Source organism: Flavobacterium pasteuri (genome assembly GCF_048286615.1).
Lineage (GTDB): Bacteria > Bacteroidota > Bacteroidia > Flavobacteriales > Flavobacteriaceae > Flavobacterium.
This window is the reverse complement of the sequence record NZ_JBLVPN010000011.1, coordinates 1-23615: the sequence shown is the minus strand read 5'-3', so window position 1 is coordinate 23615 and position 23615 is coordinate 1. Positions and strand designations below refer to the sequence as shown.

The 23615-nt window shown below is 32.4% G+C and carries 22 protein-coding genes; 8 read left to right on the top strand and 14 right to left on the bottom strand.

Annotated features, from left to right (window positions below; genetic code table 11):
- The first annotated feature begins 5 nt into the window (after nt 1-5).
- The 3 genes from dnaB to ACNQF6_RS14600 all read left to right on the top strand — a co-directional run bounded on the left by dnaB (nt 6) and on the right by ACNQF6_RS14600 (nt 2717).
- Entirely contained in the window at nt 6-1550 is a 1545-nt protein-coding gene (gene dnaB, locus ACNQF6_RS14610) for a replicative DNA helicase (protein WP_114752849.1), read from the top strand.
- A 64-nt stretch (nt 1551-1614) separates the two neighbouring features.
- Nucleotides 1615-1947 carry a hypothetical protein gene (locus ACNQF6_RS14605; RefSeq protein ID WP_417966646.1) on the top strand — a complete coding sequence of 111 codons (333 nt, stop codon included), beginning with the start codon at nt 1615-1617 and terminating at the stop codon, nt 1945-1947.
- Nucleotides 1948-2279: 332 nt separating this feature from the next.
- Nucleotides 2280-2717 (top strand): LuxR C-terminal-related transcriptional regulator, encoded by a 438-nt coding sequence (locus ACNQF6_RS14600; RefSeq protein ID WP_417966645.1) that lies wholly within the window; start codon nt 2280-2282, stop codon nt 2715-2717.
- A 268-nt stretch (nt 2718-2985) separates the two neighbouring features.
- Here the strand turns inward: ACNQF6_RS14600 and ACNQF6_RS14595 are convergent, their stop codons facing one another.
- Nucleotides 2986-3243, bottom strand: coding sequence for a DUF547 domain-containing protein (locus ACNQF6_RS14595; protein ID WP_417966812.1), 258 nt, complete (start codon nt 3241-3243; stop codon nt 2986-2988).
- Nucleotides 3244-3824: 581 nt separating this feature from the next.
- On the opposite strand from ACNQF6_RS14595, the gene ACNQF6_RS14590 reads away from it, so the two are divergent.
- Both ACNQF6_RS14590 and ACNQF6_RS14585 read left to right on the top strand, forming a co-directional pair.
- Nucleotides 3825-5084: an asparagine synthetase B gene (locus ACNQF6_RS14590; RefSeq protein ID WP_417966643.1), complete on the top strand. Its 1260-nt coding sequence runs from the start codon at nt 3825-3827 to the stop codon at nt 5082-5084.
- 32 nt (nt 5085-5116) lie between these two features.
- Entirely contained in the window at nt 5117-6028 is a 912-nt protein-coding gene (locus ACNQF6_RS14585; RefSeq protein WP_417966642.1) for a glutaminase, read from the top strand.
- 190 nt (nt 6029-6218) lie between these two features.
- Here the strand turns inward: ACNQF6_RS14585 and cphA are convergent, their stop codons facing one another.
- The gene (cphA, locus tag ACNQF6_RS14580; protein ID WP_417966641.1) at nt 6219-8843 is read right to left on the bottom strand and encodes a cyanophycin synthetase; all 2625 of its coding nucleotides are present in this window, start codon (nt 8841-8843) and stop codon (nt 6219-6221) included.
- Between the two features lie 260 nt (nt 8844-9103).
- Between cphA and ACNQF6_RS14575 the strand changes: the two genes are divergently transcribed.
- Together ACNQF6_RS14575 and ACNQF6_RS14570 are read left to right on the top strand one after the other, a co-directional pair.
- Nucleotides 9104-9976, top strand: a complete 873-nt coding sequence (locus ACNQF6_RS14575) for a cyanophycinase (protein WP_315211712.1) — start codon at nt 9104-9106, stop codon at nt 9974-9976.
- 61 nt (nt 9977-10037) lie between these two features.
- Nucleotides 10038-10880, top strand: a complete 843-nt coding sequence (locus ACNQF6_RS14570; RefSeq protein ID WP_417966640.1) for an isoaspartyl peptidase/L-asparaginase — start codon at nt 10038-10040, stop codon at nt 10878-10880.
- A 1-nt stretch (nt 10881) separates the two neighbouring features.
- Here the strand turns inward: ACNQF6_RS14570 and ACNQF6_RS14565 are convergent, their stop codons facing one another.
- From ACNQF6_RS14565 to ACNQF6_RS14530, 8 genes are all read right to left on the bottom strand, one after another.
- Nucleotides 10882-11685, bottom strand: a complete 804-nt coding sequence (locus tag ACNQF6_RS14565) for an endonuclease/exonuclease/phosphatase family protein (RefSeq protein WP_417966639.1) — start codon at nt 11683-11685, stop codon at nt 10882-10884.
- Nucleotides 11686-12127: 442 nt separating this feature from the next.
- Nucleotides 12128-12406, bottom strand: coding sequence for a hypothetical protein (locus ACNQF6_RS14560; protein ID WP_417966637.1), 279 nt, complete (start codon nt 12404-12406; stop codon nt 12128-12130).
- Between the two features lie 17 nt (nt 12407-12423).
- The gene (locus tag ACNQF6_RS14555) at nt 12424-12729 is read right to left on the bottom strand and encodes a hypothetical protein (RefSeq protein ID WP_417966636.1); all 306 of its coding nucleotides are present in this window, start codon (nt 12727-12729) and stop codon (nt 12424-12426) included.
- A gap of 184 nt (nt 12730-12913) precedes the next feature.
- The gene (locus ACNQF6_RS14550) at nt 12914-13201 is read right to left on the bottom strand and encodes a hypothetical protein (RefSeq protein WP_315211723.1); all 288 of its coding nucleotides are present in this window, start codon (nt 13199-13201) and stop codon (nt 12914-12916) included.
- 190 nt (nt 13202-13391) lie between these two features.
- A complete protein-coding gene (locus ACNQF6_RS14545) occupies nt 13392-14060 on the bottom strand; it encodes a DNA-binding transcriptional response regulator (RefSeq protein ID WP_417966635.1) in 669 nt (222 codons plus the stop codon).
- Between the two features lie 11 nt (nt 14061-14071).
- Nucleotides 14072-15790, bottom strand: coding sequence for a tetratricopeptide repeat-containing sensor histidine kinase (locus tag ACNQF6_RS14540; protein ID WP_417966634.1), 1719 nt, complete (start codon nt 15788-15790; stop codon nt 14072-14074).
- Nucleotides 15791-15956: 166 nt separating this feature from the next.
- Nucleotides 15957-17681 carry a tetratricopeptide repeat-containing sensor histidine kinase gene (locus tag ACNQF6_RS14535; RefSeq protein ID WP_417966632.1) on the bottom strand — a complete coding sequence of 575 codons (1725 nt, stop codon included), beginning with the start codon at nt 17679-17681 and terminating at the stop codon, nt 15957-15959.
- 58 nt (nt 17682-17739) lie between these two features.
- Nucleotides 17740-17919 carry a hypothetical protein gene (locus tag ACNQF6_RS14530; RefSeq protein WP_417966631.1) on the bottom strand — a complete coding sequence of 60 codons (180 nt, stop codon included), beginning with the start codon at nt 17917-17919 and terminating at the stop codon, nt 17740-17742.
- Between the two features lie 345 nt (nt 17920-18264).
- Here ACNQF6_RS14530 and ACNQF6_RS14525 point away from each other — a divergent pair, with 345 nt between their 5' ends.
- Nucleotides 18265-19119 carry a hypothetical protein gene (locus ACNQF6_RS14525; RefSeq protein WP_417966630.1) on the top strand — a complete coding sequence of 285 codons (855 nt, stop codon included), beginning with the start codon at nt 18265-18267 and terminating at the stop codon, nt 19117-19119.
- A gap of 239 nt (nt 19120-19358) precedes the next feature.
- On the opposite strand, the gene rplT is transcribed toward ACNQF6_RS14525, so the two are convergent.
- The 4 genes from rplT to thrS all read right to left on the bottom strand — a co-directional run bounded on the left by rplT (nt 19359) and on the right by thrS (nt 22708).
- A complete protein-coding gene (gene rplT, locus ACNQF6_RS14520; protein WP_035633036.1) occupies nt 19359-19703 on the bottom strand; it encodes a 50S ribosomal protein L20 in 345 nt (114 codons plus the stop codon).
- A 170-nt stretch (nt 19704-19873) separates the two neighbouring features.
- Nucleotides 19874-20071, bottom strand: a complete 198-nt coding sequence (gene rpmI / locus ACNQF6_RS14515; protein WP_022827375.1) for a 50S ribosomal protein L35 — start codon at nt 20069-20071, stop codon at nt 19874-19876.
- Between the two features lie 116 nt (nt 20072-20187).
- A complete protein-coding gene (gene infC / locus ACNQF6_RS14510; RefSeq protein ID WP_417966810.1) occupies nt 20188-20745 on the bottom strand; it encodes a translation initiation factor IF-3 in 558 nt (185 codons plus the stop codon).
- 16 nt (nt 20746-20761) lie between these two features.
- Entirely contained in the window at nt 20762-22708 is a 1947-nt protein-coding gene (thrS, locus tag ACNQF6_RS14505; RefSeq protein ID WP_417966629.1) for a threonine--tRNA ligase, read from the bottom strand.
- Between the last annotated feature and the right edge of the window lie 907 nt (nt 22709-23615).

Here is a 23615-nt window from a genome sequence, read left to right as displayed (position 1 = left end):
GCTCTATGGAAAACTTCAGAAATATAAACCCTGTAAAGGTGGATAAAACAACAATTATAAGCTTAGAAAAAGGGAAGTTGCCTCCTCAGGTTCTCGATTTAGAAGAGGCGGTGCTGGGTGCCATGATGATTGATAAAAAAGGGGTAGATGATGTGATTGACATTTTACAGCCTGATGCTTTTTACAAAGATGCTCACAAACATATTTTTGAGGCTATCGTTCAACTGTTTACAGAAACACAGCCTATTGACTTATTAACCGTTTCTGCCCAACTTAAAAAAAATGCAAAATTAGAGTTGGCAGGTGGTGATTTTTATTTAATTCAGCTTACGCAAAAGATTTCCTCTTCGGCACACATAGAATTTCACTCCAGAATCATTTTACAAAAATTTATTCAGCGTAGTTTGATTCGAATCTCTTCAGAAATCATCGAAGAATCCTATGATGAAACAACAGATGTTTTTGATTTATTGGATAGAGCCGAATCTAAATTATACGAAGTAACACAAGGGAACATAAAACGTAGTTCTGAAACAGCACAGAGTTTAGTGTTACAGGCCAAGAAAAGAATCGAGGAAATTGCCGGTCAAGAAGGACTTAGTGGTGTTGCAACAGGTTTTGATAAATTAGATAAGATTACCTCAGGTTGGCAACCTAGTGATTTAATTATTATAGCGGCAAGGCCTGCAATGGGTAAGACCGCATTTGTATTATCGATGGCTAGAAATATGGCAATTGATTTTGGGATGCCAGTTGCTTTATTTTCTTTGGAGATGGCATCGGTTCAGTTGATTACCCGTTTGATTTCTTCTGAGACAGGTTTGTCGTCGGAAAAATTACGTACCGGGAAACTGGAAAAACACGAATGGGAACAACTGAGTACCAAAGTTAAAAATTTAGAAAAAGCACCTTTGTTTATTGATGATACACCTTCGTTGTCTATTTTCGATTTAAGGGCTAAAGCAAGACGTTTGGTTTCGCAGCATGGTATCCGAATTATTATTGTCGATTATTTGCAATTGATGACAGCCGGAGGAAACGGAAAAGGAGGTGGAAATAGAGAGCAGGAGATTTCTACAATTTCCCGAAACTTAAAAGCATTGGCTAAGGAATTAAATGTTCCGGTTATTGCACTTTCGCAATTGTCGCGTGCGGTAGAAACGCGTGGATCAAGTAAAAGACCTTTATTATCGGATTTACGTGAGTCGGGAGCGATTGAGCAAGATGCTGATATTGTATCGTTTTTATACCGTCCTGAATATTACAAAATTGATGAGTGGGATGATGATGAAGCTTCACCAACGACTGGTCAGGCGGAAATAATGATTGCAAAACACCGTAATGGTAGTATAGAAAACGTTAGATTGAAGTTTATTGGACATCTAGGAAAATTTGACAATCTTGAAGATTTTAGTGGTGGTTATGATGATTTACCTTCAAGTATGAATCAAGACGATAATCCTTTTATCACTAAAAACCTCCCATCGGCTAATGAAGCTTTTGGAAGTAATTTGAATGATTTAGATGATGATAGCGACGTTCCGTTTTAGAAAATTAAACAAGTCTAATATTTTTTTAGAATATAAACATTAAAAGCCTAAATTATCCATGAACATGCCCCAAAAAGGTATACACTATTTGGGGCATTTTTATGGAAAAAAAGTAAAATATGATTATGCTTTTAAGTTAGAATGTGTAGAATTAGTTTTAAAACAACATTTCACAGATGGATATGTTTCAAAATTGAAGCGGATTCCAAGATACTCTTCTGAAAACCATAAAGAAATCAAAACTGTCTTTAATATTATAGACAATGAGAAACATTTGCTGGTATTTAGAATTTTACAAGAGCTGATGAATAATTCGTTGCGTTATGGAAAAGTATCTATTATCTCGATTATTTTTGAAAAAAAGGATGAAGTGGATTGGTGTTTTTTATACGGATGACAGGATTAGTTTTGAAATGAAATCCGACGAAAATAAGAAAAGTTTGGGAATGAGATATATAGAAAGTAGAATTGCTTTTTTAAACGGTAAGATGAACTTGGAATCATCTATAATAAAGGAATTTTAGTAGTTTTTAATTTTTAAGAAATGAGTAAAACTATGCAATTAATAGTAGTCGATGATGAGATTCTTTTTAGAAAAGGAATCTCTTTTTTTTGGGCGCGAAACAAATATTGAGATTGTTTGTGAAGCTTCTATTGGAGATGAACTAATTTCTTTCCTCCAAAACAATAAAAATAGTCATCCAGATATTATCATTATGAATTTAAAAAATGCCAATAATAAATGGAGTTGAAGCAACTGAGATTATTCGAAAAGAATTTCCGGAACTAAAAAATATTGCATTAATCAGTTATGATTCAAAATCTTTTGCTGCTAATAGGATTGATGTAGGAGCTGTTTCGTATTTAATAAAAAATGCAACACCACAAGAATTATTGACAACAATAAATGAAGTTGCCTCAAAGGGATTTTATTATACGGATTATGTAATGAAAATCATTCAGGCCGATGTATTGACAAATAAAAAGACCAAGAGTAATTTTGACAGCAACTTTCCTAGTCCACCTGATATTGAAGTGCTTAAACTGATTTGTGCTAAAAAAAATACGTTGAAAATTGCAGAACTACTTTTTATAAGTCCAAGAACAGTACAAGGGTATAGAAATAATTTGTTGTTGAAAACCGAATCCAGAAATAGTGCAGGTTAGTGGTTTATGCCGTTAAGAATGAATTGATGTTGTTGAATAATTAATATTATTTAAATTGAGTGGTTATTTTTTTGGGAGGTTTACATCAAGAAACCTTTAGTAATTTTTCTGTTCTTTTGTAGGTTTTAAATCGGAGTTTATATTCCTTTAAATCTCTTTCAAAAATTTTTTCAATAAATTCTCCAATTTTTTTGTCTCCAAAATCCCTTAAATAAGACAATAAAAAAGCGGAAACTCTAATTGTTTTTGATTCGTGGTCAAATTCAGTTTACAAACGAATAAAATCGTTGGTAACTTCAGTAAGTTGTTTTTCTATTTCGTCACAATCGAAACAGTCAATAGTTTTTTTCTCTAATTCAAGGCTTCTTATTGCAAAATGGATTTTGTAATCGACTTTGTATACAGCTATGGTTTTTATACAATTAGAGTAGAATGGATTAGTAATAAATCCATAACCAATTCTAAATTTGTACTTCCTTAAAATACCATGTTCAATATCATTTAATGAAAATACTGCACGTGCAATTTTGATTTTTTTTAGATAAAAAATTTATTTTCTTAGTTTTGTTTCTTTTAAAGTGATAAGGTAAAAAGCATTGTATATATTTATCCAAAAAGTCTTTTTCAATTCATCCGTGTTTAAACTTTGTTCAAGTTTAGCTTGTCTGATATAAAAAAGTTGTCTTCGCAATGCTATAGTATCTTTCCCTGATTTTGCAACAGAAAGAATCTCTTCAGATAAAGTTGTGTAATAATTTTTACAATAATTGGTATTCTATGTTATAGCTTTTTAGGAATATTAATTAAAAATACGATGATAACACAATACATTGAAGGTAATGATAAGTATTATTAAAAATCCTATTGCAACATTTTTTATAATATTCTTAATATTGAAAGGTCTATTTTTTTAGTTGAATTCATTATTAAATTTTTCATCTTCATTGATTATGGGATATTTGCGAGTTTAGGAATAGGAAATTGTTTGGCTATTCGTATTTTTACGTGTTTTACCTCTAAACTTATTTTAGGAATTGATTTATTAGTTAAATTTCATGTATTTGAATTGCTTACTTTCTATCTTTGAGGTATAAAAATTAAAAATCGATGTCGAAGCCATTTCTATATATTCTTATTTTTTTGCTGACAATTACGGCAAAAGCTTCTTTTATTTTGTTGCCAATGGATGAAACGAGCCAACAGAATCATCTCAAAGCATACGGAATCACCTATTGGTGCTTAGATAAAAATTATAAAGCCAGTTGGTTGCTTAATTATCGTGGAGGTTCTTTTTTATTGCCTGATGCTGAAGAAATACGCAAAGAATGCCAAATTAGAGGAGTGAGTTTTGAGGTTATTTCAGATGGAGATGAATTGGCAATCTTAAACGAAATATCCAGTCCTTCCCAAAATATGGAATCAGTTGTACTGGAAAAAGCACCAAAAATTGCTGTTTATACTCCAAAAGGCAAACAACCTTGGGATGATGCGGTGACTATGGTATTGACTTATGCTGAAATTCCTTTTACGCCAATTTATGATGAAGAAGTTTTAAGTGAACAATTGTTATTGTATGATTGGTTGCACTTGCATCATGAGGATTTTACTGGGCAATATGGCAAATTTTATGGCACTTATAAAAATGCACCTTGGTATATCGAGCAAAAGAAAGATGCTGAGACACTGGCAAATAAATTAGGATTTCAGAAAGTATCTCAAGAGAAAGGAGCAGTTGCTAAGAAAATCAGGGATTTTGTAGTAGGTGGAGGATTTATGTTTGCCATGTGTTCTGCAACGGATAGTTTTGATATTGCTTTGGCCGGAGATGGTGTTGATATTTGTGAAGCAATGTTTGATGGGGACCCGAGCGAAGGAAATTACCAATCAAAAATGAATTACAGCAATTCATTTGCTTTCAAAGATTTTACTTTAGAAAGAAAACCAGAACAATATGAATTTTCAGATATTGATATGACTTCAAAACGGAGAGTTCCTAAAGAGAAAGATTATTTTACATTAATGGAATTTTCGGCAAAATGGGATCCAATTCCTAGTATGCTTTGTCAAAATCATACTCAATTAGTAAAAGGATTCATGGGACAAACCACCGCATTTGATATTCCTTTAATTAAATCGAATATTTTGGTGATGGGTACTTGTGAGGTCAATGGTGAAGCACGTTACATTCATGGTCAAAAAGGGAAGGGAATGTTCACATTTTATGGTGGTCATGACCCAGAGGATTTTCAGCACCAAGTAGGAGATCCACCAACGGTTCTGGATTTGCATCCTAATTCGCCGGGATATCGTTTGATTTTGAATAATGTATTATTTCCTGCAGCTAGAAAGAAAAAACTGAAAACGTAATCGTATCATTTTAAATATATCAAATTCTTTACATGAATTACAAAATTATTTTACAAGAAATATATAATGAATCTGAAAAACTTCCAACATTAGGGAAGGTTACTTCTTCCATTCCCGAATTAGCTAAGGTAAATCCTGATAAATTTGGAATTCATTTAACGACAATTTCCGGCGAGGACTTTGCAATAGGTAATAGTGTGGAGAAATTTTCTATTCAAAGTATTTCTAAAGCACTGACAGTTGCATTAGCATTTTCTTTTTTGGATGAAAAAATATGGGAACGAGTAGGAGTCGAGCCATCAGGAAGTGCTTTTAATTCCTTAGTACAATTAGAATATGAAAAAGGAATTCCCCGGAATCCTTTTATCAATGCAGGAGCAATTGTTATTGCTGATATGCTTGTAACTCATTTAGAAAACCCAAAACAAGATTTTCTGAATTTTATAAGAATGATTTCTGGGAGTTCTGCAATTGAGTATAATTTAAAAGTAGCGCAATCTGAGAAAGATACTCGTTTCAGGAATGCTGCTTTAGCTAATTTTTTAAAATCTTTTGGAAATATAAATAACGATGTTGACGAAGTGCTGGATTTTTATTTTCATCAGTGTTCTATAGAAATGACATGTAAAGAATTAGCCCATTCCTTTTTCTTTCTTGCCAATGAAGGAAAAACTAAAGCTGGAATACCAATTTTAACGAAAAGTCAGGTAAAGAGACTCAATGCTTTGATGCAAACTTGTGGTTTCTATGATGAGTCAGGCGAGTTTACTTATAAAGTGGGATTGCCGGGTAAAAGCGGAATTGGAGGAGGAATTGCGGCTTTGTACCCTAAGAATTTTGTAGTTGCCACTTGGAGTCCTCGACTTAATGAAAAAGGAAATTCAGAGTTAGGGATGAATGCTTTGGAATTATTAACTACCAAAACGGAAATGTCAATTTTCTAAGAATATAGTTGTTTAAAACGGTATGGTTTATAGCCCTGATAAAGCCGATATCCTTTGAGAGGAACGAACAAAGATAAAGGCGAAAGCAGGAAATAGCTCCTGAATATTTATAATGTAATAAAATGCAGTCATCATTTATCAAAAAAAAAAGCTACTTGTTACAGTAGCTTTTGTCATTTATTGAAAAAAATTAAACGGTACCATGTTCGTTTTCTTTGTCTAAATATTCTTGTACAATATCGATGGCATTAGTAACAACGTCACTTAATGCGGTGATGAAACTTCCTTCTTCGGCACAATTTATGGCATGTCTAATAGCTTCGGTTTCTTTAGGGATAATCTCATAAGTTACCATTTTTTCAGAATTTTTGATTCCTTCGAGAATTAAATTAATAATTTCATCTTCGGTTCTTCCTCTTAGGTATTTTTCTTGTCGAATGATAATATGGTCAAACATTCGGGCGGCAATCGAAGCACATTCTTTGATATCTTCGTCGCGACGGTCTCCAACACCGGCAATAATTCCAATTTTTTTAGTAGCTTCAACACTTTGTAAATATTCTTCGACACCTTTATAACCGGAAGCATTGTGTGCAAAGTCAATCAATACTTTGAATTTTTTAAACTCAAAAATGTTCATACGCCCTGGTGTTTGGGCGGCACTTGGAATGAAAGTTTGTAATGACAAGCTGATATCTTCGGTTTTAAATCCCCATAAATAACTTGCTAAAGTGGCAGCAAGCACATTAGCAATCATGAATTTTGCTTTCCCGCCTAATGTTAATGGGACATGAGTGGCACGTTCGATACGGATTTTCCATTCTCCTTTTTTGATGGTAATGTATCCGTTTTCATATACGGCAACTGTTTTTCCTTCGGCACAAAGTTTTTTGATAAAATCACTGTCTTCGCTTAAACTAAAATAAGCGACATTGCAATTCAAATCTTGACCTATTTTTACACAATGATCGTCATCTCCATTCAAAACTGCCCAACCATTTTTCTTGATGCTTTTGACAACCGTAGCTTTTACTCTGGCCAAATCGTCTAAAGTATGAATGTCACTTAAACCCAAATGATCTTCCTGAATATTGGTAATGATTCCAATATCACAAAGGCTAAAACCTAAACCTGAACGAAGGATTCCTCCACGAGCAGTTTCCAGAACAGCAAATTCTACCGTAGGATCTCTCAAAACATATTCTGCACTGAGTGGTCCGGTGGTATCGCCTTTTTCCATCATATGATTTTGAATATAAATCCCATCTGATGTAGTGAATCCTACTTTGAATCCATTATTTTTTACAATATGAGCTAATAGTCGGGTAGTGGTCGTTTTCCCATTGGTTCCTGTAACAGCAATTATAGGAATGCGACACGATTTCCCCGGAGGATACAACATGTCAATTACTGGCGAGGCGACATTTCTTGGTAATCCTTCGGAAGGAGCAAGGTGCATTCTAAACCCTGGAGCTGCATTAACTTCCAGAATTACACCACCATTTTCTTTTAACGGTTGTGTTAAATTCTCGGCCATGATATCAACTCCACACACATCGAGTCCAATTACTCTTGAAATTCTTTCGGCAAGAAAGATATTTTCTGGGTGCATCATATCAGTAACATCCACAGAAGTTCCACCAGTGCTTAAGTTTGCAGTAGATTTTAGGAATACAATTTCACCAATTTTAGGAATGGTTTCTAATGTGTAGCCTAGTTTTTCTAATAAATCTTCAGTATCTCTATCGACATCAATTTGAGTTAGTACATTTTCATGGCCATATCCTCTTCTTGGATCCAGATTTGTTGTTTCAATTAATTCTTGAATAGTATCTTTTCCGTTTCCAATTACATGTGCAGGAACTCGTTTTGCAGCGGCAACTAATTTATTATCAATTACCAATATTCTAAAGTCGAATCCGGTAATAAATTTTTCTACAATGATTCGTTTGCTGTATTCTTTGGCGAAAGCCAAGCCTGAAACGGCATCTTCCCAATTAGTAACATTGATTGAAGCACCTTTTCCGTGATTTCCATCCAATGGTTTTAACACGATAGGATAGCCAATTTTTTTTATGGTCTCTGCCAAATCGTCTTCGTCTACACAAATACTTCCGCTGGCAACAGGAATTGATGCCATATCCAACATTTTTTTCGTAAGCTCTTTATTGCAGGCAATGTCAACCGCAATACTGCTTGTTTTGCAAGTGATTGTTGCCTGAAAACGCATTTGATTGATTCCATATCCTAGTTGAACCAAAGAATTAGTTCCTAATCTTATCCAGGGAATATTTCTGGAAACTGCTTCTTCTACAATACTTCCGGTACTTGGTCCAAGTCGTACACGTTCACGTATTTCCCGCATTTTCTGTAAGTCGGCATTTAAATCGTAATCTGTTCCGGCAATTAAAGCTTCTGCAATGGCAACAGAAGATTCTGCTGCAAAAAGACCCACATTTTCTTCGGTATAACTAAAGACGACATTATAAGTTCCAGGAGTTTTAGTTTCTCGAGTTCTTCCAAATCCAGTTTCCATTCCTGCTAAAGACTGAATTTCAAGAGCAATATGTTCTATCACATGGCCCATCCAGGTACCACGTTCTACTCTGGAAAAAAATCCACCGCGACAGCCCTCAGAACAACGATGTTCAATCATCGTAGGAAACATAGCTTCAATACGTTCTTTAAATCCTTCAATTTTATTAGTTGGAAACTGTTCCATTTCTTCCAAATCCAATCGCATTTGAATTAATTTTTTTCTTTGTATGCTCCATATATTAGGACCGCGTAGGGCTTGTACTTTGATTATTTTCATAAAATGGGGTATTAATTTTTGGAATAGGATTAATAGGTAGTGGTTTGTTTTAAAATTAATATGGTCTGTTTCTTTTTTAAAGAAGACGATAATGTGTTTTTGTTTTGGTTAATGTATAGAACTAAATTAAAAGTAGCTTTTTAAAAAAAGGTATCAAAATTTATTTTCTTAAAAATAAACAATAAATATTGAGTTTGTGATAATTAAAAAAAAAAGCATAGTTCAATAGCTCCTTTTATCTTTTTGGTTATTTTTGCCAAATGAATATACTAGGAAAACTAATAATAATAGGAGGTGCGGTTGATAAAGGAAGTTTTACTGAAACCGATTTGGATAAAAATGCAACTAGCAATTTAAACTTTTTTGAAACTGGCATTTTAAAAAGGATACTAAACGAATCAAAACACAAAGAGAATTCACGAATCGAAGTCATTACAACCGCTTCAATCATTCCACGCGAAATAGGTCCTGAATATGTTAAGGCTTTTGAATATTTGAATGCTAAAAATGTAGATATACTTACTATTGAAAGACGGGAACAAGCTGCAGATGAAGAAGTTTTGGCCCGATTAAAAGCAGCAGATATTGTTATGTTTACCGGAGGCGATCAATTGCGATTGACTTCCATTCTTGGTGGAACACCATTTCATGATATTTTATTGGATAAATACCATAATGAAGAATTCATTTATGCCGGAACTTCAGCAGGAGCAGCAGCGGCATCTAATACTATGATTTATCAAGGCAGTAGTTCTGAAGCTTTATTGAAAGGTGAAGTGAAAATTTCAAGCGGATTAGGTTTAATCGATGGAGTTATTATCGATACCCATTTTGTTCAACGCGGGCGAATTGGTAGACTTTTTCAAGCTGTTGTAGGTAATCCTAGAGTACTGGGAATAGGTTTAGGTGAGGATACCGGTTTGTTAATTACCAATAATACCCAAATGGAAGCTATAGGTTCCGGATTAGTCATTTTGGTTGATGGTCGTGAAATAAAAGACACTAATTTAACGAAAGTGGAATTAGGCCAACCAATATCAATCTCACATTTGGTAACGCATGTTATGAGTAAATTTGATACTTATAATCTTGAAACACACAAAATGCACATTCAATCGTCACACTACGTATAAATAAGATAGCAATTTAGTATTTAGAGAACTGTCTAAATCTGGAATCTGCACCCAATACATTATGAAACTAATCATACACGGAGGTTTTTTTTCGGAATCATCCACTAATCACGAAACAAAAGTTGCTAAACAAAATGCATTAGAGCGAATTGTAAAAGATTCGTATGATTTTTTAAAAACACATTCGGCATTGGAAACAGTTGTTTATGCAGTTTCACTTTTGGAAGATGATGAATTATTTAATGCGGGAATAGGTTCCCAAATTCAAAGTGACGGAAAAATCAGAATGAGCGCTGCAGTTATGGATGGTGAAACCCAGAAAATGAGCGGTGTTATCAATATCGAAGAAGTTAAAAACCCAGTTCAGGTAGCTGAAATATTGATGCAGTATGACGATAGGGTTTTAGGGGGAAGTGGAGCGACTAATTTTGCAAGAGAGAATGGTTTTGAATCTTTTTCAACTGAGATTCCACAACGTCGAGCTGAATATGAAGCAAAGCTAAAATCTCTAGGAATCGGAACTGTGGGTTGTGTCGCTTTAGATACAAATGGAAAAATTGCTGTAGCGACTTCAACAGGAGGAAAAGGATTTGAAATTCCCGGACGCATTTCAGATTCGGCTACTGTAGCGGGGAATTATGCCAATGCTTTTTGCGGTGTGAGTTTAACAGGAGTAGGTGAGGACATTGTAAGTAATGGCACCGCTACAAAAATTGTGACTCGTGTTACTGATGGTTTTACATTGCAAGAAGCCTTTACTAAAACGTTCAACGAATTAAAACCTTATGATGGTTTTGCAGGGGCAATTGCTATCGATAAGAAAGGAAATATGTTTCATCAGGACTCGCATCCCAGTATGGTTTTTGCTAGTTTTGACGGAGATAATTTGGAAGTTTTTGACTAATTTAATTCAAAGAAAATTCAAACCAAATAGGGATATGATCTGATATTATTCGGGCTTCTTTTAATGAATTAAAGTTTTTATAAAAAGGAATAATTCCAGAATTTATAGTTTTGATTTTTGAGGTTTTATAGTATATATTGTCAAATTCGGATGCTAGACATTTACCATTTTTGCATTCTTGTTTCAAAGAGGTTTTCTGATTAACCAAAATCGATTGATATCCCATTTTTTTCAAAGGATTAAAAACCGTGTGAGATTGTGGACAATTAAAATCTCCAGCAAATATTAAATTCAAGTTGGGATATTCATCTGGTAGAAATTTAAAATATTTAATTTCGGTTTCAGGTTGCCTATTTTTAGTAATAGCATGAAAATTAACGACAGTAAATTGCTTGTTTTCATATTGAAACGTACAAAAATAAGGTTCTCGATCAATCTCTAGATGGTATTTTTTTTCGAGCCAAGCGTTGCCAATTTTTTTTAATTTCCTGGTTTTCCAAATAAACGCATAGCGTTCCGTTTTGTAAGCACTGCTGCTTGTTGGGTCACTAATTACATAATCCCATTTAGCACCCTTGCGATTGAGTTCATCCGCTAATCTGGATACTGCTAGAGTACCACCATAACCAGCTACAACTTCTTGAATAGCAATAATGTCATAGTCACAAAGTGTATTAGCGATATAGTTTATAGTTTTGTCTGTTTTAGATTTCCCAAGATTTTCTATATTCCAAGAAAGGAGCTTAGTTTGTGAAAAACAAAAGGTTGAAATAAGAAAAAGTTGTAGAAAAAAGAGGGGTTTCAATTTATAGGGGATTGTATTTTAAAGTTTTTTAGTTAAAGGACAACGGAAATTAATTGTCAAGAATTGTTGGGACTTATATCAAATTATGAGTAGAGTACATTTTGCTTTGATTTTACTCTTTATTACCTTTCTGTCTAAAACTGATTTGAGAGCAAAAATAGCGAAATGACTCTGGAATTTAAACTTTGTGATTTTTATCTTTTGATTTACAAATTAATGAATCTACCTTTTATTTTATCTCCTTTTCCAGATTTTATATACTAAATAAATGAGGCATAGAGAACCGAAAAGAATTATTGTTATGTGTGTGGCGTATAATAGACTAGATGTTAAAATAAATAATGACTTCATTGGTTTGGTTTTTTATTGGAGCAAAACTAAATCCTTAAAAAGATATTAATTTACGGTTTTCCTCATTTGAAACAAAAAATAAAAAGTGTTTTTATTCCAAAACAAAAGTATGATTTTTTGTGTTGATAATTTTTCCTTTTAGATTTCTGGATGAATGTTTTACTGGGGGTTGTTTATTAGAAATGTTTAGGTTGTTATTTATTGGCTCATCAAATTTGTATGACGAATGATTATTTCTATTGATCATTAGTTGCTTTTCATTCACATCATATTTATTTTGTGAATCTCTTTTTTTTTCTGGTTGTTTTTTTGAAGTATAAGCGAATGATGCTATAAATATCAAGAGTCCTATAACTATAATTTTTTTCATTTATTTTTAAATAGTATTTAATTACAACATGCATTCACTATTTTTTCTCGAATTTTAAAAACCTTTGTAAGTTGCTTTTTTGTTAATAGCTCTTTCTCAATTCCTCTATTTAGTTTTTTACTTAAGCTTTCGGATTTTACTTTCAAATAGGGATATTTTGATAATGAAATGCTATTGCCTTTAAGAGATTTTTTATAATGTATGAGATATTCTTTGACGTAATTATTATAGTCATTGAGTTTTTTATCCCATTTATTAAGTATTATTTCTTCTTTATTTTTTTCTAGTACGTTCTGAATGGATATAGCTTCGTTTTTCTTCATGACCTAAGTTTTTTTTTGAAAATGGCTTAAATTTTTTATAACATCAAAAGTAACTTTGATAAAAGAGAATTCGTTACGGGAATCCGTAAACCATTAAAAAATTAAATACCAGAATACTATATAGGCTCTCGTAGCTTATTAAATATTCTAAAATTAGGAATTAGTGCATTGAAATGAAAAACTATTATATTTTTATCCAATTGCTTGCAATCCAGTCTAATAATTGAGATCTGTAGATTTCGTTTTCCAAAGAGGGATGTTGTAAAAAGCTTTCTGCTTTTTGAAAACTTGCTTTGGTTTTAGGAACTTTATATTTCTTTAGAAACTGATTACAGAAATGAATTACTTCAAACTCTTCTGTTTTATCAACATAAATCCTATCAATAACTTCGATAGTTTTAGGATAATCATTAGCATCTATTGTTTGTGAATATCCAGTAAATGCTAAGTCTTCTTTAGTGAAATCTGCCATTTTATATGATTTAAAGTTTTATTAGTCAAACCTAATATCTTTAGAAATCATTTCTTTACGGGAAACCGTAAAAGGGTTAAATTATTAAAAAAAAAATATAGATTCAATTTCTACGATTTAAAATTGTTTGTTTTCTAAATGGCTTTTATTGATTTTTATGCCTTTTTTTATTAGAGAGGAAAAAATTAGTTTAAACTAAACCTAAATCTTTGGTAATAGCAATAAGATGTACATTATTACTGGCTTTGAAATATATTTTTAATCTGTTGATTCGTTTTTCAAGACTGCTGCTGCCATTTGGAATAATTCCGGAGTCTTTAAATTCGGATGAAATATCCTCAAGAGTTAAGCCTTTGGACAATGATTTCAAAAGTGAAATGTCATAGGATTCAATTTCAAAAAGTGATTTATCTCTTAAAGCATGAGATATTTCAGCTGATGGTTTTATTTCTTCATTGTTGTATATGTGTTGAATCGACTTTTTTAGCTCAGGAATGCTATCTCTTCCTTTAGATACATAGGCATTAATTCCCAAGTTATTGAATAATGATTTTATTCTAAAAGATTTGTCTTCTATTGAGAATACTATAGTTTTGATGTTAGGTTGAACTTTTTTCACTGCCTTAATTAATTCTTCACCGGAGTTCAGCTTATTCTCTCTATGATCTGGTTTAAATGATAAATCACTAATTAATAAGTCATAGGGCTGATTGTCATGAAGTGCTTTTTTTATTTTTAAAAAAGCATCATCACAGTATTTAGCATGATGAATTTCTGAGATAGAAATTTCTTTCAGAGCTTGAACAACTGCTATGCTAATACTATCTAAATCTTCGGCTATTAAAACTTTGTGGAACATAGAATGGAGTATTATATTGGAATAATAAATTGTACTTTAAATCCTTTATTTGATTTAGTTTCAAAAGTAATTATTCCTTTTATAGCCTGAATACGGTTTTCCACATTTTGAAGCCCATTTTTTGAATTTAATTGTTCTAATGTTGCTCCAAGCCCGTTATCAGTATAATCTATTTCTAATTTATTTCCTGTTTTTTTAAAAGTTAGAACAACTAAACTACATTGACTGTGTTTTTTCATGTTAACCAGTAATTCTTGAATCACACGATAAATGATGATTTTTTTGTTATCATCTAATACTATCCAATTGATTGAATCCATTCCATTAGTTATCACATTTACTTCTTGAGTATTAAAACCAGACATCATTTCTTTCAAATCAGTTATAAATAATGGTCCAGTTTCCATAGAATTGTTTTCTCGGGAGATATTTCGTGTCCTTGAATAAATAGTGTCTAGATTAGAAATCAATATTTCCTTATTATGTATTGTGGATAAATCTTGAGTTTCTGCAAAAGCCATGGTATGATATACATCGTTTGCTAATTCATCGTGAAGTTTTTTAGCTATTCGAATTTCGGTATTATAAGAAGCTTTAATCTTTTCCCTTTTGTTTCTGGCTAATAGCATATTGGTTAAAAAAATACTTATTACAGTAATGATTCCCACAACTAAATATAACATCAAATTTTTCTTTTTTTGATGTTCTAATTGAAGTATTTTTAGGGCTTTTAGTTTATGATTTTCATCTTGCTCTTTCTTGAAATCATATTTGATTTTAGCAAATTGATTCTTAGCTTTTTGTCTAACTTTAGTAATACTATCATTAATATGGAGGTATTTTAAAGTGTATTCTTTGGATTTATTTGCTGAACTGTTCTTTATTAATAACTTTAGAGATTCCAACTTTGAATCAACGCTATTAAGCTTTGTTGCTTTTTCATATGCTAGCTGGGCATAATTATTACCTAAATTGACATTACTTTTTTTATGAAACTCAGAAAGATGGTAATAACTTGAAATCAGTCCCCAGTCATCCTTTCTTTGCGTTCTTATTTTTAAGGATTGATTTAAATAATTAAAAGCTTTTGAATTTCCTACTTTAAAATAGGAATATCCTAGATTATCAATTATTCTAGAAAATGATTCGGCATTGTTTAAAACTTCTTTTTTGAAAGTTAATGGATAGAGAATTTGAATAGCACGCATATGATTTCCCATTTCCATATATGTTACGGCGATATTGTTTTTTATATCTGATTTTCGAAGTTCATCAGTTTTTAAATTTAATGCTTTTTTGTAGTAATAAAGTGCATTATCATAATCATATCCATATAAATAGTTGATACCAATTATAGTGTAAATATTCCATTTATATTTGGGATTTTTAGTTTTTTCTAAAAATGGAATCGCCTCCATAGCTGTAGTTTCACTACCACAATAATCTCCTTGATTTTGTTGTATGGTTGCTAAATTTGATAATGAATAGATGATTTTCGATACATCTTTTTTTTCATCACAAGTAGCTTTAGCTTTGTTGAAATAATAATAGGAACTATCATATTCTGATTTCTCAAAATATTTGTCTCCTAGGTCAATCAGTCGGTCAATTTCAGCAGTATTGTTTTTTTTATTGGGATTGTTTAATGCCTTTTCTTCACAGGAATGAAGGATTAAAAAGAATGACAATGATAAAAAATAAACTATGGGGTGTAACTTTTTTAGAATCATTCATCGAAAATACAGAAATTAATTAAAATATTCAGACTATCTTCTAAGCAATTTATAGTATGGATTTAGAAGAAGAACGGTTCTAAGGACCAATTAAATTAAGCTCAGTATTTTAGATGATTGAATTGTTTTAATTTTGGTAGTTAAATTTAATAAACATTAGAAATTATATTGGGAGAGTAAAATGTACTTTAAAACCTTTATCGGATTTAGTATCAAAAGTTATTATTCCTTTTATAGTCCTCATACGGTTTTCAATATTTTGAAGCCCATTTTTTGAATTTAATTGTTCTATTGTTGCTCCAACTCCGTTATCGGTATAATCTATCTGTAATTTTTTTTCATTGTGTTTGAAAGTCAGTACAACTAAACTGCATTGACTATGTTTTTTCATGTTGACAAGCAATTCTTGAAGTATCCGATAGACAATTATCTTTTTAGTACTCTCTATAGCCAACCAATCAACCAAATCTATACCATTGGTTAAAACATTCACATTATCAGTATTGAATCCAGACATCATTTCTTTTAATTGAGACACAAATAATGTTCCTGTTTCTATTGTGCTGTTTTCACGGGATATATTTCGTGTTCGGGAATAAATAGTATCCAGATTAGTAAGTAATATTTCTTTATTCTGGCTGGTAGATAAATCTTGTGTTTCAGCAAAAGCCATAGTATGATAGACATCATTCGCTAATTCATCATGAAGTTTCTTAGCAATTCGAGTTTCAGTATTGTAAGAGGTTTTTATTTTTTCTCTTTTGTTTTTGGCTACCAGATAATTATATACAAAAACACTTATCATAATTATAATTCCAACGGCTAAGTATAATAATAAATTTCTGTTTTTTTGTTGTTCTAACAGAAGTGCATTTTCGGCCTTTTGTGTTTTTAGATTTAGATTCTCTTCTCTCTCTTTCTTGGAATCGTATTTGATTTTGGCAAATTGATTCTTGGCCTTTTGTCTGACCTTATTGATGCTGTCATTGATGCGCAGGTGTAATATGGAGAATTCTTTCGATTCATTGCCCGAGATATTCTCTATTAATAATGCTAATGATTTTAAGCGATCATCAACACTGTTTATTTTGGTTGCTTTCTCATAGGCTAAATGGGCATAATCATTGGATAGCTTGGGTTTGTTTTTTTTATAAAATTCTGAAAGATGCATATAACTCGAGATCATACCAAAGTCATCTTTTATCTGTTTTCTTATTTTTAAAGATTGATTTAAATGGTCAAGACTTTTTGAATTACCTATTTTATAATAGGAATAGCCTAAATTATCGAGTACTCGGGCATAGTTTTCGGAGTTATTAAGAATTTCTTTTTTTAGAGTCAGAGGCATTAGGGTTTGTATGGCGCGCTGATAATCGTGCTTGTCCATATATACAACTGCGACATTGTTTTGAAGAATTGCTTTTTGTAATTCATCTGTAGCTTGTTGATAAGCTAGGTTGTAATTAATAATAGCATTGTCAAAGTCCAATAGGTTCTCATAATTTATCCCCAATATATTATAAACAGCACACTTGTAATAGGGATTTGTGGTTTTTTGAAAAAAAGAAATGGCTTCAGTAGCCGTAGTTTCACTACTTGAATAATCGCCTTCATTTTGTTGAATAATGGACATTTTCAATAATGAATAAATTATCTTTTCACTATCCGTTTTTAAATTACAAGCTAATTTTGATTTGTTGTAATAATAAAAGGCACTATCATTTTCTTGATTTACCAGATGTTTTTCTGCAAGAGTAAAATAGGCAGAATAATTGGTATTGGCTTTAGTTTTGCTATTATTTGGTTGTTTCTTTTTACAGGAGTACAAAGCAAAAAACATTGCCAGTAAAAGAATAATAATCGGGAAATGTAACTTTTTTTGTAGCATTTCCCGAAAATACAGAATTTAATTAGAATATGAAAATGATCTAATCAAACAATTTATATTATGGTTTTGGAGGAGGAATGGGAGTTTGCCCATTTTGCCCACCGATATCATCAGCTTGGACTTCTGCAACTATTTGTTGTTCATTATTGTTTGGGGTTGTTTCCATTTCATCGTTGGTACAGGAAACCATGAAAACGCTTGCGATGATATAACACGATACTAAAATTATTCTTTTCATTTTTTCATTTTAAAAATTAGACATAGTTTGGCCTGTTCGATATTTAAATCGAATCATGCTTGTAGCAATCATTGTGAAATCAATGAACTGCGGTTTTGCTTTTTGGGAAGTGAAGTGTGCTGAAACAGAATAGTTTGGTTATACTTCCCGAATAAACTTGCTATACTGTTTAGCGACACTTTTTTTAGAACTAGTTTTGTACATTTGTCCTTATTGCAATTCAAGACATGAACTAATTCTGCAGCAAAGGAATGTGGTCTTTGTTGATTAAATTAGAAGGAATTCTGGTAATTCCAGTAATTCCGATTGATTCCGTTTAATGCTTGTTATTACCAGTAAATGCTTATGAATAAAATTACTTTTGAAGAGTATAAGAGTGCTATTAAAAGCCAATATGAAGTAAAGAAAAGTGTAGATGTTTCGGGTATTTTATTAAATCCTACACCTGCTCAATTGCGAAATCTGTGCCTGATGATTTTAGATAATTCGTTGTCTAAATCAGATGAAAATATATTTAAATTATTTTTTAATTTAAAAGAAGAACAAAGTATAAGGAGGTGTATAGCAAATTATGATATTGCAAGATTTAGACCTATAATTTCCTTTCTAAAAGGGGAAAAAGATTCGGAGAATACATTAAGGATTGAATTGGCAGCCATTCTTATTGATTTTAATCCAAGACCTTATAATAAATATTTGCTTAATGGAAAAATTGATGCGATAGAAAATTCAGAAGCTTCTGCATTAGTTGAAGTTAAGGAATTTGTAGAGCGTAATTCTGATGATAAAAAAAAGGAAGGGGAAACAGTAGGCGTAAACAAAGAATTTGGAAAAAAAACAGTCTTCTTTTTAGCCGTATTATTATCCCCTTTTTTTATTGGATATACAATAAAAGGGGTGTTTTTTCCGGAAAAGGATTGTATGATTTGGAAAGTGGATCATTACGTTGCTGTAGATTGTCTGGATAAAAATGGAGCATTAGGGATGGTTATCCCTATTGAAGAAAATGGGATGAAGTTAAAGAAATTAGACTCTAATGTGAAGTTGAGTTTCTTTAATAACGAGAAACCGGTTGTTTGGTATTTTAAACATGATGGGGTTGTAGAACTTTTCTACGCTCCCGGATTTCATCCTGTATCCAAGAAACCATTAAAACCAATAACTAAGTATATGATTAAGAAATACAATTTGAAGGAATAAGTATGCCATTTGGAGATGTAGATTAATCCAATCTTTGCATCTTCTCCTTATTTACATAAAGCTTGAATTACTTTTAGCTTTAGCCGGAGGGTGAAAAAGGAATTCTGAATTGCTTTTAATCAAAAGACTATGGATTGACAATTCAGCATAGCATGCACCTCACAGAAAACAAAAAAACCCCAATCTTTCGATTGAGGTTTCTATATAAGTAAGTAATCTAAATTTAGTTGATAAAACGTTTATTTTACTTTATTAAGTACTGCTTTGAAAGCTTCTGGGTGGTTCATAGCTAAATCGGCAAGAACTTTACGGTTCAATTCGATTCCATTAGCTTTTACTTTACCCATGAATTGTGAATAAGACATTCCTTCCAATCTAGCTCCAGCGTTGATACGTTGAATCCATAAAGCACGGAAATTTCTTTTATTCACTTTTCTATCACGGTAAGCGTAGCACATTGCTTTCTCTACCGCATTCTTAGCAACTGTCCAAACGTTTTTACGTCTACCAAAGAAACCTTTGGCTTGCTTCATTATTTTTTTTCTTCTTGCTCTTTTAGCAACTGAATTTACCGATCTTGGCATAATTTTACTGTTTTTTTGTAGCAGGCGGCTTGAATTTAATCAAAAGCACTTAATGGCCATACTCCAAGGTTATTTTAAATTGTTTTAACCTAAAGATTATTTAGTTGAAAATTTTAAAGTGGAATGTCGAAAGTTTTTAAGACTTTTGGCTTTACAACTTTAAGACTTAATTAAATAATTCTTAATTGTTGTTTGATGCTTTTCATATCTGTTTTGTGAACTAGCGCTGAGTGAGTCAAAGCTAATTTACGTTTTTTAGACTTTTTAGTCAAGATGTGACTTTTAAAAGCATGCTTTCTTTTAATCTTTCCAGAACCAGTAACTTTAAAACGTTTCTTGGCGCTAGATTTGGTTTTCATTTTAGGCATTTTTTCCTAGTGTTTTAATTTATTCTTACTTACTTATCTTTTTTAGTCAGAAAGTTTTTAAAGTCTTAAAGTCAAAAGTTGAATACTTTTGACTTTAAGACTTTTGACTTTAAGACTTATTTCTTTTTCTTAGGAGCAATGAACATAATCATTCTCTTCCCTTCTAAAACTGGCATCGCTTCCACTTTACCAAATTCTTCAAGATCTGTAGCTAATCTTAATAATAAGATTTGACCTTGATCTTTATAGATAATCGAACGTCCTTTAAAGAAAACAAATGCTTTTAATTTAGCACCTTCTTTCAAGAACTTTTCAGCATTCTTTCTCTTAAATTCGTAATCATGCTCATCTGTTTGAGGTCCAAAACGAATTTCCTTAACGACTACTTGTGTAGATTTCGCTTTAAGGATTTTATCTCGTTTCTTTTGCTCGTAAACAAATTTCTTATAATCCATGATTTTACAAACCGGTGGATCAGCATTAGGTGAAATCTCTACTAAATCCAATTCAAATTGGTCAGCTAGTCTTAGAGCTTCCGAAAGTTTAAAAACTCCAGGCTCAATATTTTCACCTACAAGTCTTACTTCTTGTATACCACGAATAAGATTATTTATTCTGTGTGCATCTTTTTTTTCTACGCGAGGTTGGTAACCTCTGTTGCTTCTTATTGCTATGACTTTATAATTTAAGTTAAACTGTAAATACTTTTAATGTTTTGTTGATTTCTTCGTTTACAATAGTTACAAATTCTTCTATTGTTACGGTGATATTTCCTTTTCCTTCTTGTCCGTGACGACGTATAGAAATAGTCCCATTTTTCTCTTCTTCCTCGCCTACAATCAGCATAAACGGGGTTTTTTGCATTTCGGCATCTCTAATTTTCTTCCCGATTGTCTCGTTTCTATTGTCTATGAGGGCGCGAATTTCGTGATTTTCTAGGAGATTTAAAACTTTTTTCGCATATATTTCATATTTCTCACTCAAAGACAATATTATAGCCTGTTCAGGCATTAGCCAAAGAGGGAAATTTCCTGCGGTATGTTCTAATAAAATCGCAATAAATCGTTCCATTGAGCCAAAAGGAGCTCTGTGAATCATTACAGGTCTATGTAATTCGTTATCAGATCCTTTATATGTCAAATCAAAACGTTCAGGTAAGTTGTAATCCACCTGAATCGTACCTAATTGCCACTGTCTTCCAAGGGCATCTTTTACCATGAAATCCAATTTTGGGCCATAGAAAGCGGCTTCGCCATATTCAACTACAGTATTCAAACCTTTATCTGCAGCAGCATTGATAATAGCATTTTCTGCTTTTTCCCAGTTTTCGTCTGTACCTATATACTTATCTCTGTTTTCTTTGTCTCTCAATGAAATCTGAGCAGTAAAGTTTTCGAATCCTAACGAACCAAATACATAAAGTACCAAGTCAATTACTTTCTTAAACTCTTCATCCAGTTGTTCAGGAGTACAAAAGATATGCGCATCATCCTGAGTAAACCCTCTTACACGAGTTAAACCATGTAGTTCACCACTTTGTTCGTATCTGTAAACAGTACCAAATTCAGCATAACGTTTTGGTAAATCTTTGTATGACCAAGGACGTACATTGTATATTTCGCAGTGATGAGGACAGTTCATTGGTTTTAATAGAAACTCTTCTCCTTCGGCTGGAGTACTTATAGGTTGAAAACTATCGGCACCATATTTTGCATAATGTCCTGAAGTTACATACAATTCTTTTTGACCAATATGCGGAGTCACTACTTGCTCGTAACCACCTTTTTTCTGTGCTTTTTTCAAGAACTGCTCTAGTCTGTCTCTTAAGGCAGCCCCTTTAGGTAGCCATAATGGTAAACCCGCACCTACTTTTTGTGAGAAAGCAAACAATTCTAGTTCTTTTCCTAGTTTTCTGTGGTCACGACGTTTCGCTTCTTCCAGTAGTTCTAAATATTCAGTTAAATCCTTTTGTTTTGGGAAAGAAGTTCCGTAAACACGAGTCAATTGTTTGTTTTTTTCATCACCACGCCAGTAAGCACCGGCAACGCTCATGATTTTCATGGCTTTTATTATTCCTGTATTGGGAATATGACCACCACGACATAAATCAGTAAAGGTATCATGATCACAAAACGTAATGGTTCCGTCCTCAAGATTGGTAATCAATTCGGTTTTGTAAACGTTGTCCTTATATAGTTCTAGAGCTTCAGCTTTAGAAACAGGGCGCAGTTTAAACTCATGCTTTCCTCTTGATATTTCAAGAACACGATCTTCAATTTTTTTAAAATCAGCATCAGTGATTTTCTGATCTTCAAAGTCCACATCATAATAAAATCCATTGGATATTGCTGGTCCAAGTGTTAGTTTGATTCCAGGAAACATTTCCTCAAGAACCTGTGCCATTACATGTGAAGTCGAATGCCAAAAAGCTTTTTTTCCGCCTTCGTCATTCCAGGTATATAATATAAGACTGCCGTCCGTCGTCAAAGGAGTTGTGGTTTCCACAGTTGTACCATCAAAAGAAGCCGAAATAACATTTCTGGCAAATCCTTCACTAATGCTCTTGGCAACATCCATAGGAGTAATCCCAGGAGCAAACTCTTTAATTGACCCGTCGGGCAAAGTAATCTTAATCATCGTTTGTTATTTTAAGAATGCAAATATAGACCATTACAAAAATACATACAATATATATGTGAGGTTTGTTGCTTCATAAGTTTAAAAACAAAATCGGCACTCATTATATATAGGGGAAGGGCAAAAGGTTCCATTAGGAGCTGTTTCCCGCTATTCGTTTTAATCTTTTCTCTCGTGAAAGAAACGAGAGAAAAGGATTTTCACTGCTATCGGGGCTGGGAGAGTAGTTTTATAATGCGCAATTCGTTTAAAATAGTAATAACTCCAGTCTTTATTAGGTATTCAATAGGTGGAGAAAGTTGCGATAAGGTTGCTTATGTATAAAGTCTACCGCTATTTTAGGAGAAAAAGCCGCTCTTTCCTTTGGAGAGGGCAGAGGAGAGTAAAATAATTTACTTTCAAAATTCACGTTTTCAGCTATTTAAAGTTTAAGTTAAGAAAAGGACAAAAAAAGAGTTTAAAAAAGCTTGAATAACGGTATAAAGGATGTAGTTTTGCACCCGCAATGGCGCAGATGTTTTTTTAAATACTGACAAGTAAAGTTAATCAAAGTAGAAAATTTATTTTGAAAAAAAAGATTAAAAAAGCTTGTGAGATTAGAAAACGGAAGTTACATTTGCACCCCGCAAAACGGTCAAAGTTCCTTGATAGATTGATGAGAAAAGAGAAGAAAACGAGATAAAAATTATTTCAAAAAAAACTTTAAAATTTTCTTGCCAGTTAAAAAGAAAGTTGTACTTTTGCACCCGCTTCTGGAGAGACACAATGTGAATCGAACGAAGGGAAAAATAGATAAGAACACGTTCCTAGACATATTGAATTGACAGCCGTTCCGATGCAAATCGGAACAAAAGAATAAGAGTAATAGAATCGAGAGATTTGAAAAAACCACTAGAATTTAGTCGAA

What these genes read in the sequence shown, in the direction of transcription:
- dnaB (WP_114752849.1), top strand. Translation starts at nt 6, where the DNA reads ATGGAAAACTTCAGAAATATAAACCCTGTAAAGGTGGATAAAACAACA.
- ACNQF6_RS14605 (WP_417966646.1), top strand. Translation starts at nt 1,615, where the DNA reads ATGCCCCAAAAAGGTATACACTATTTGGGGCATTTTTATGGAAAAAAA.
- ACNQF6_RS14600 (WP_417966645.1), top strand. Translation starts at nt 2,280, where the DNA reads ATGCCAATAATAAATGGAGTTGAAGCAACTGAGATTATTCGAAAAGAA.
- ACNQF6_RS14590 (WP_417966643.1), top strand. Translation starts at nt 3,825, where the DNA reads ATGTCGAAGCCATTTCTATATATTCTTATTTTTTTGCTGACAATTACG.
- ACNQF6_RS14585 (WP_417966642.1), top strand. Translation starts at nt 5,117, where the DNA reads ATGAATTACAAAATTATTTTACAAGAAATATATAATGAATCTGAAAAA.
- cphA (WP_417966641.1), bottom strand. Translation starts at nt 8,843, where the DNA reads ATGAAAATAATCAAAGTACAAGCCCTACGCGGTCCTAATATATGGAGC.
- ACNQF6_RS14575 (WP_315211712.1), top strand. Translation starts at nt 9,104, where the DNA reads ATGAATATACTAGGAAAACTAATAATAATAGGAGGTGCGGTTGATAAA.
- ACNQF6_RS14570 (WP_417966640.1), top strand. Translation starts at nt 10,038, where the DNA reads ATGAAACTAATCATACACGGAGGTTTTTTTTCGGAATCATCCACTAAT.
- ACNQF6_RS14560 (WP_417966637.1), bottom strand. Translation starts at nt 12,406, where the DNA reads ATGAAAAAAATTATAGTTATAGGACTCTTGATATTTATAGCATCATTC.
- ACNQF6_RS14555 (WP_417966636.1), bottom strand. Translation starts at nt 12,729, where the DNA reads ATGAAGAAAAACGAAGCTATATCCATTCAGAACGTACTAGAAAAAAAT.
- ACNQF6_RS14550 (WP_315211723.1), bottom strand. Translation starts at nt 13,201, where the DNA reads ATGGCAGATTTCACTAAAGAAGACTTAGCATTTACTGGATATTCACAA.
- ACNQF6_RS14545 (WP_417966635.1), bottom strand. Translation starts at nt 14,060, where the DNA reads ATGTTCCACAAAGTTTTAATAGCCGAAGATTTAGATAGTATTAGCATA.
- ACNQF6_RS14540 (WP_417966634.1), bottom strand. Translation starts at nt 15,790, where the DNA reads ATGATTCTAAAAAAGTTACACCCCATAGTTTATTTTTTATCATTGTCA.
- ACNQF6_RS14535 (WP_417966632.1), bottom strand. Translation starts at nt 17,681, where the DNA reads ATGCTACAAAAAAAGTTACATTTCCCGATTATTATTCTTTTACTGGCA.
- ACNQF6_RS14530 (WP_417966631.1), bottom strand. Translation starts at nt 17,919, where the DNA reads ATGAAAAGAATAATTTTAGTATCGTGTTATATCATCGCAAGCGTTTTC.
- ACNQF6_RS14525 (WP_417966630.1), top strand. Translation starts at nt 18,265, where the DNA reads ATGAATAAAATTACTTTTGAAGAGTATAAGAGTGCTATTAAAAGCCAA.
- rplT (WP_035633036.1), bottom strand. Translation starts at nt 19,703, where the DNA reads ATGCCAAGATCGGTAAATTCAGTTGCTAAAAGAGCAAGAAGAAAAAAA.
- rpmI (WP_022827375.1), bottom strand. Translation starts at nt 20,071, where the DNA reads ATGCCTAAAATGAAAACCAAATCTAGCGCCAAGAAACGTTTTAAAGTT.
- thrS (WP_417966629.1), bottom strand. Translation starts at nt 22,708, where the DNA reads ATGATTAAGATTACTTTGCCCGACGGGTCAATTAAAGAGTTTGCTCCT.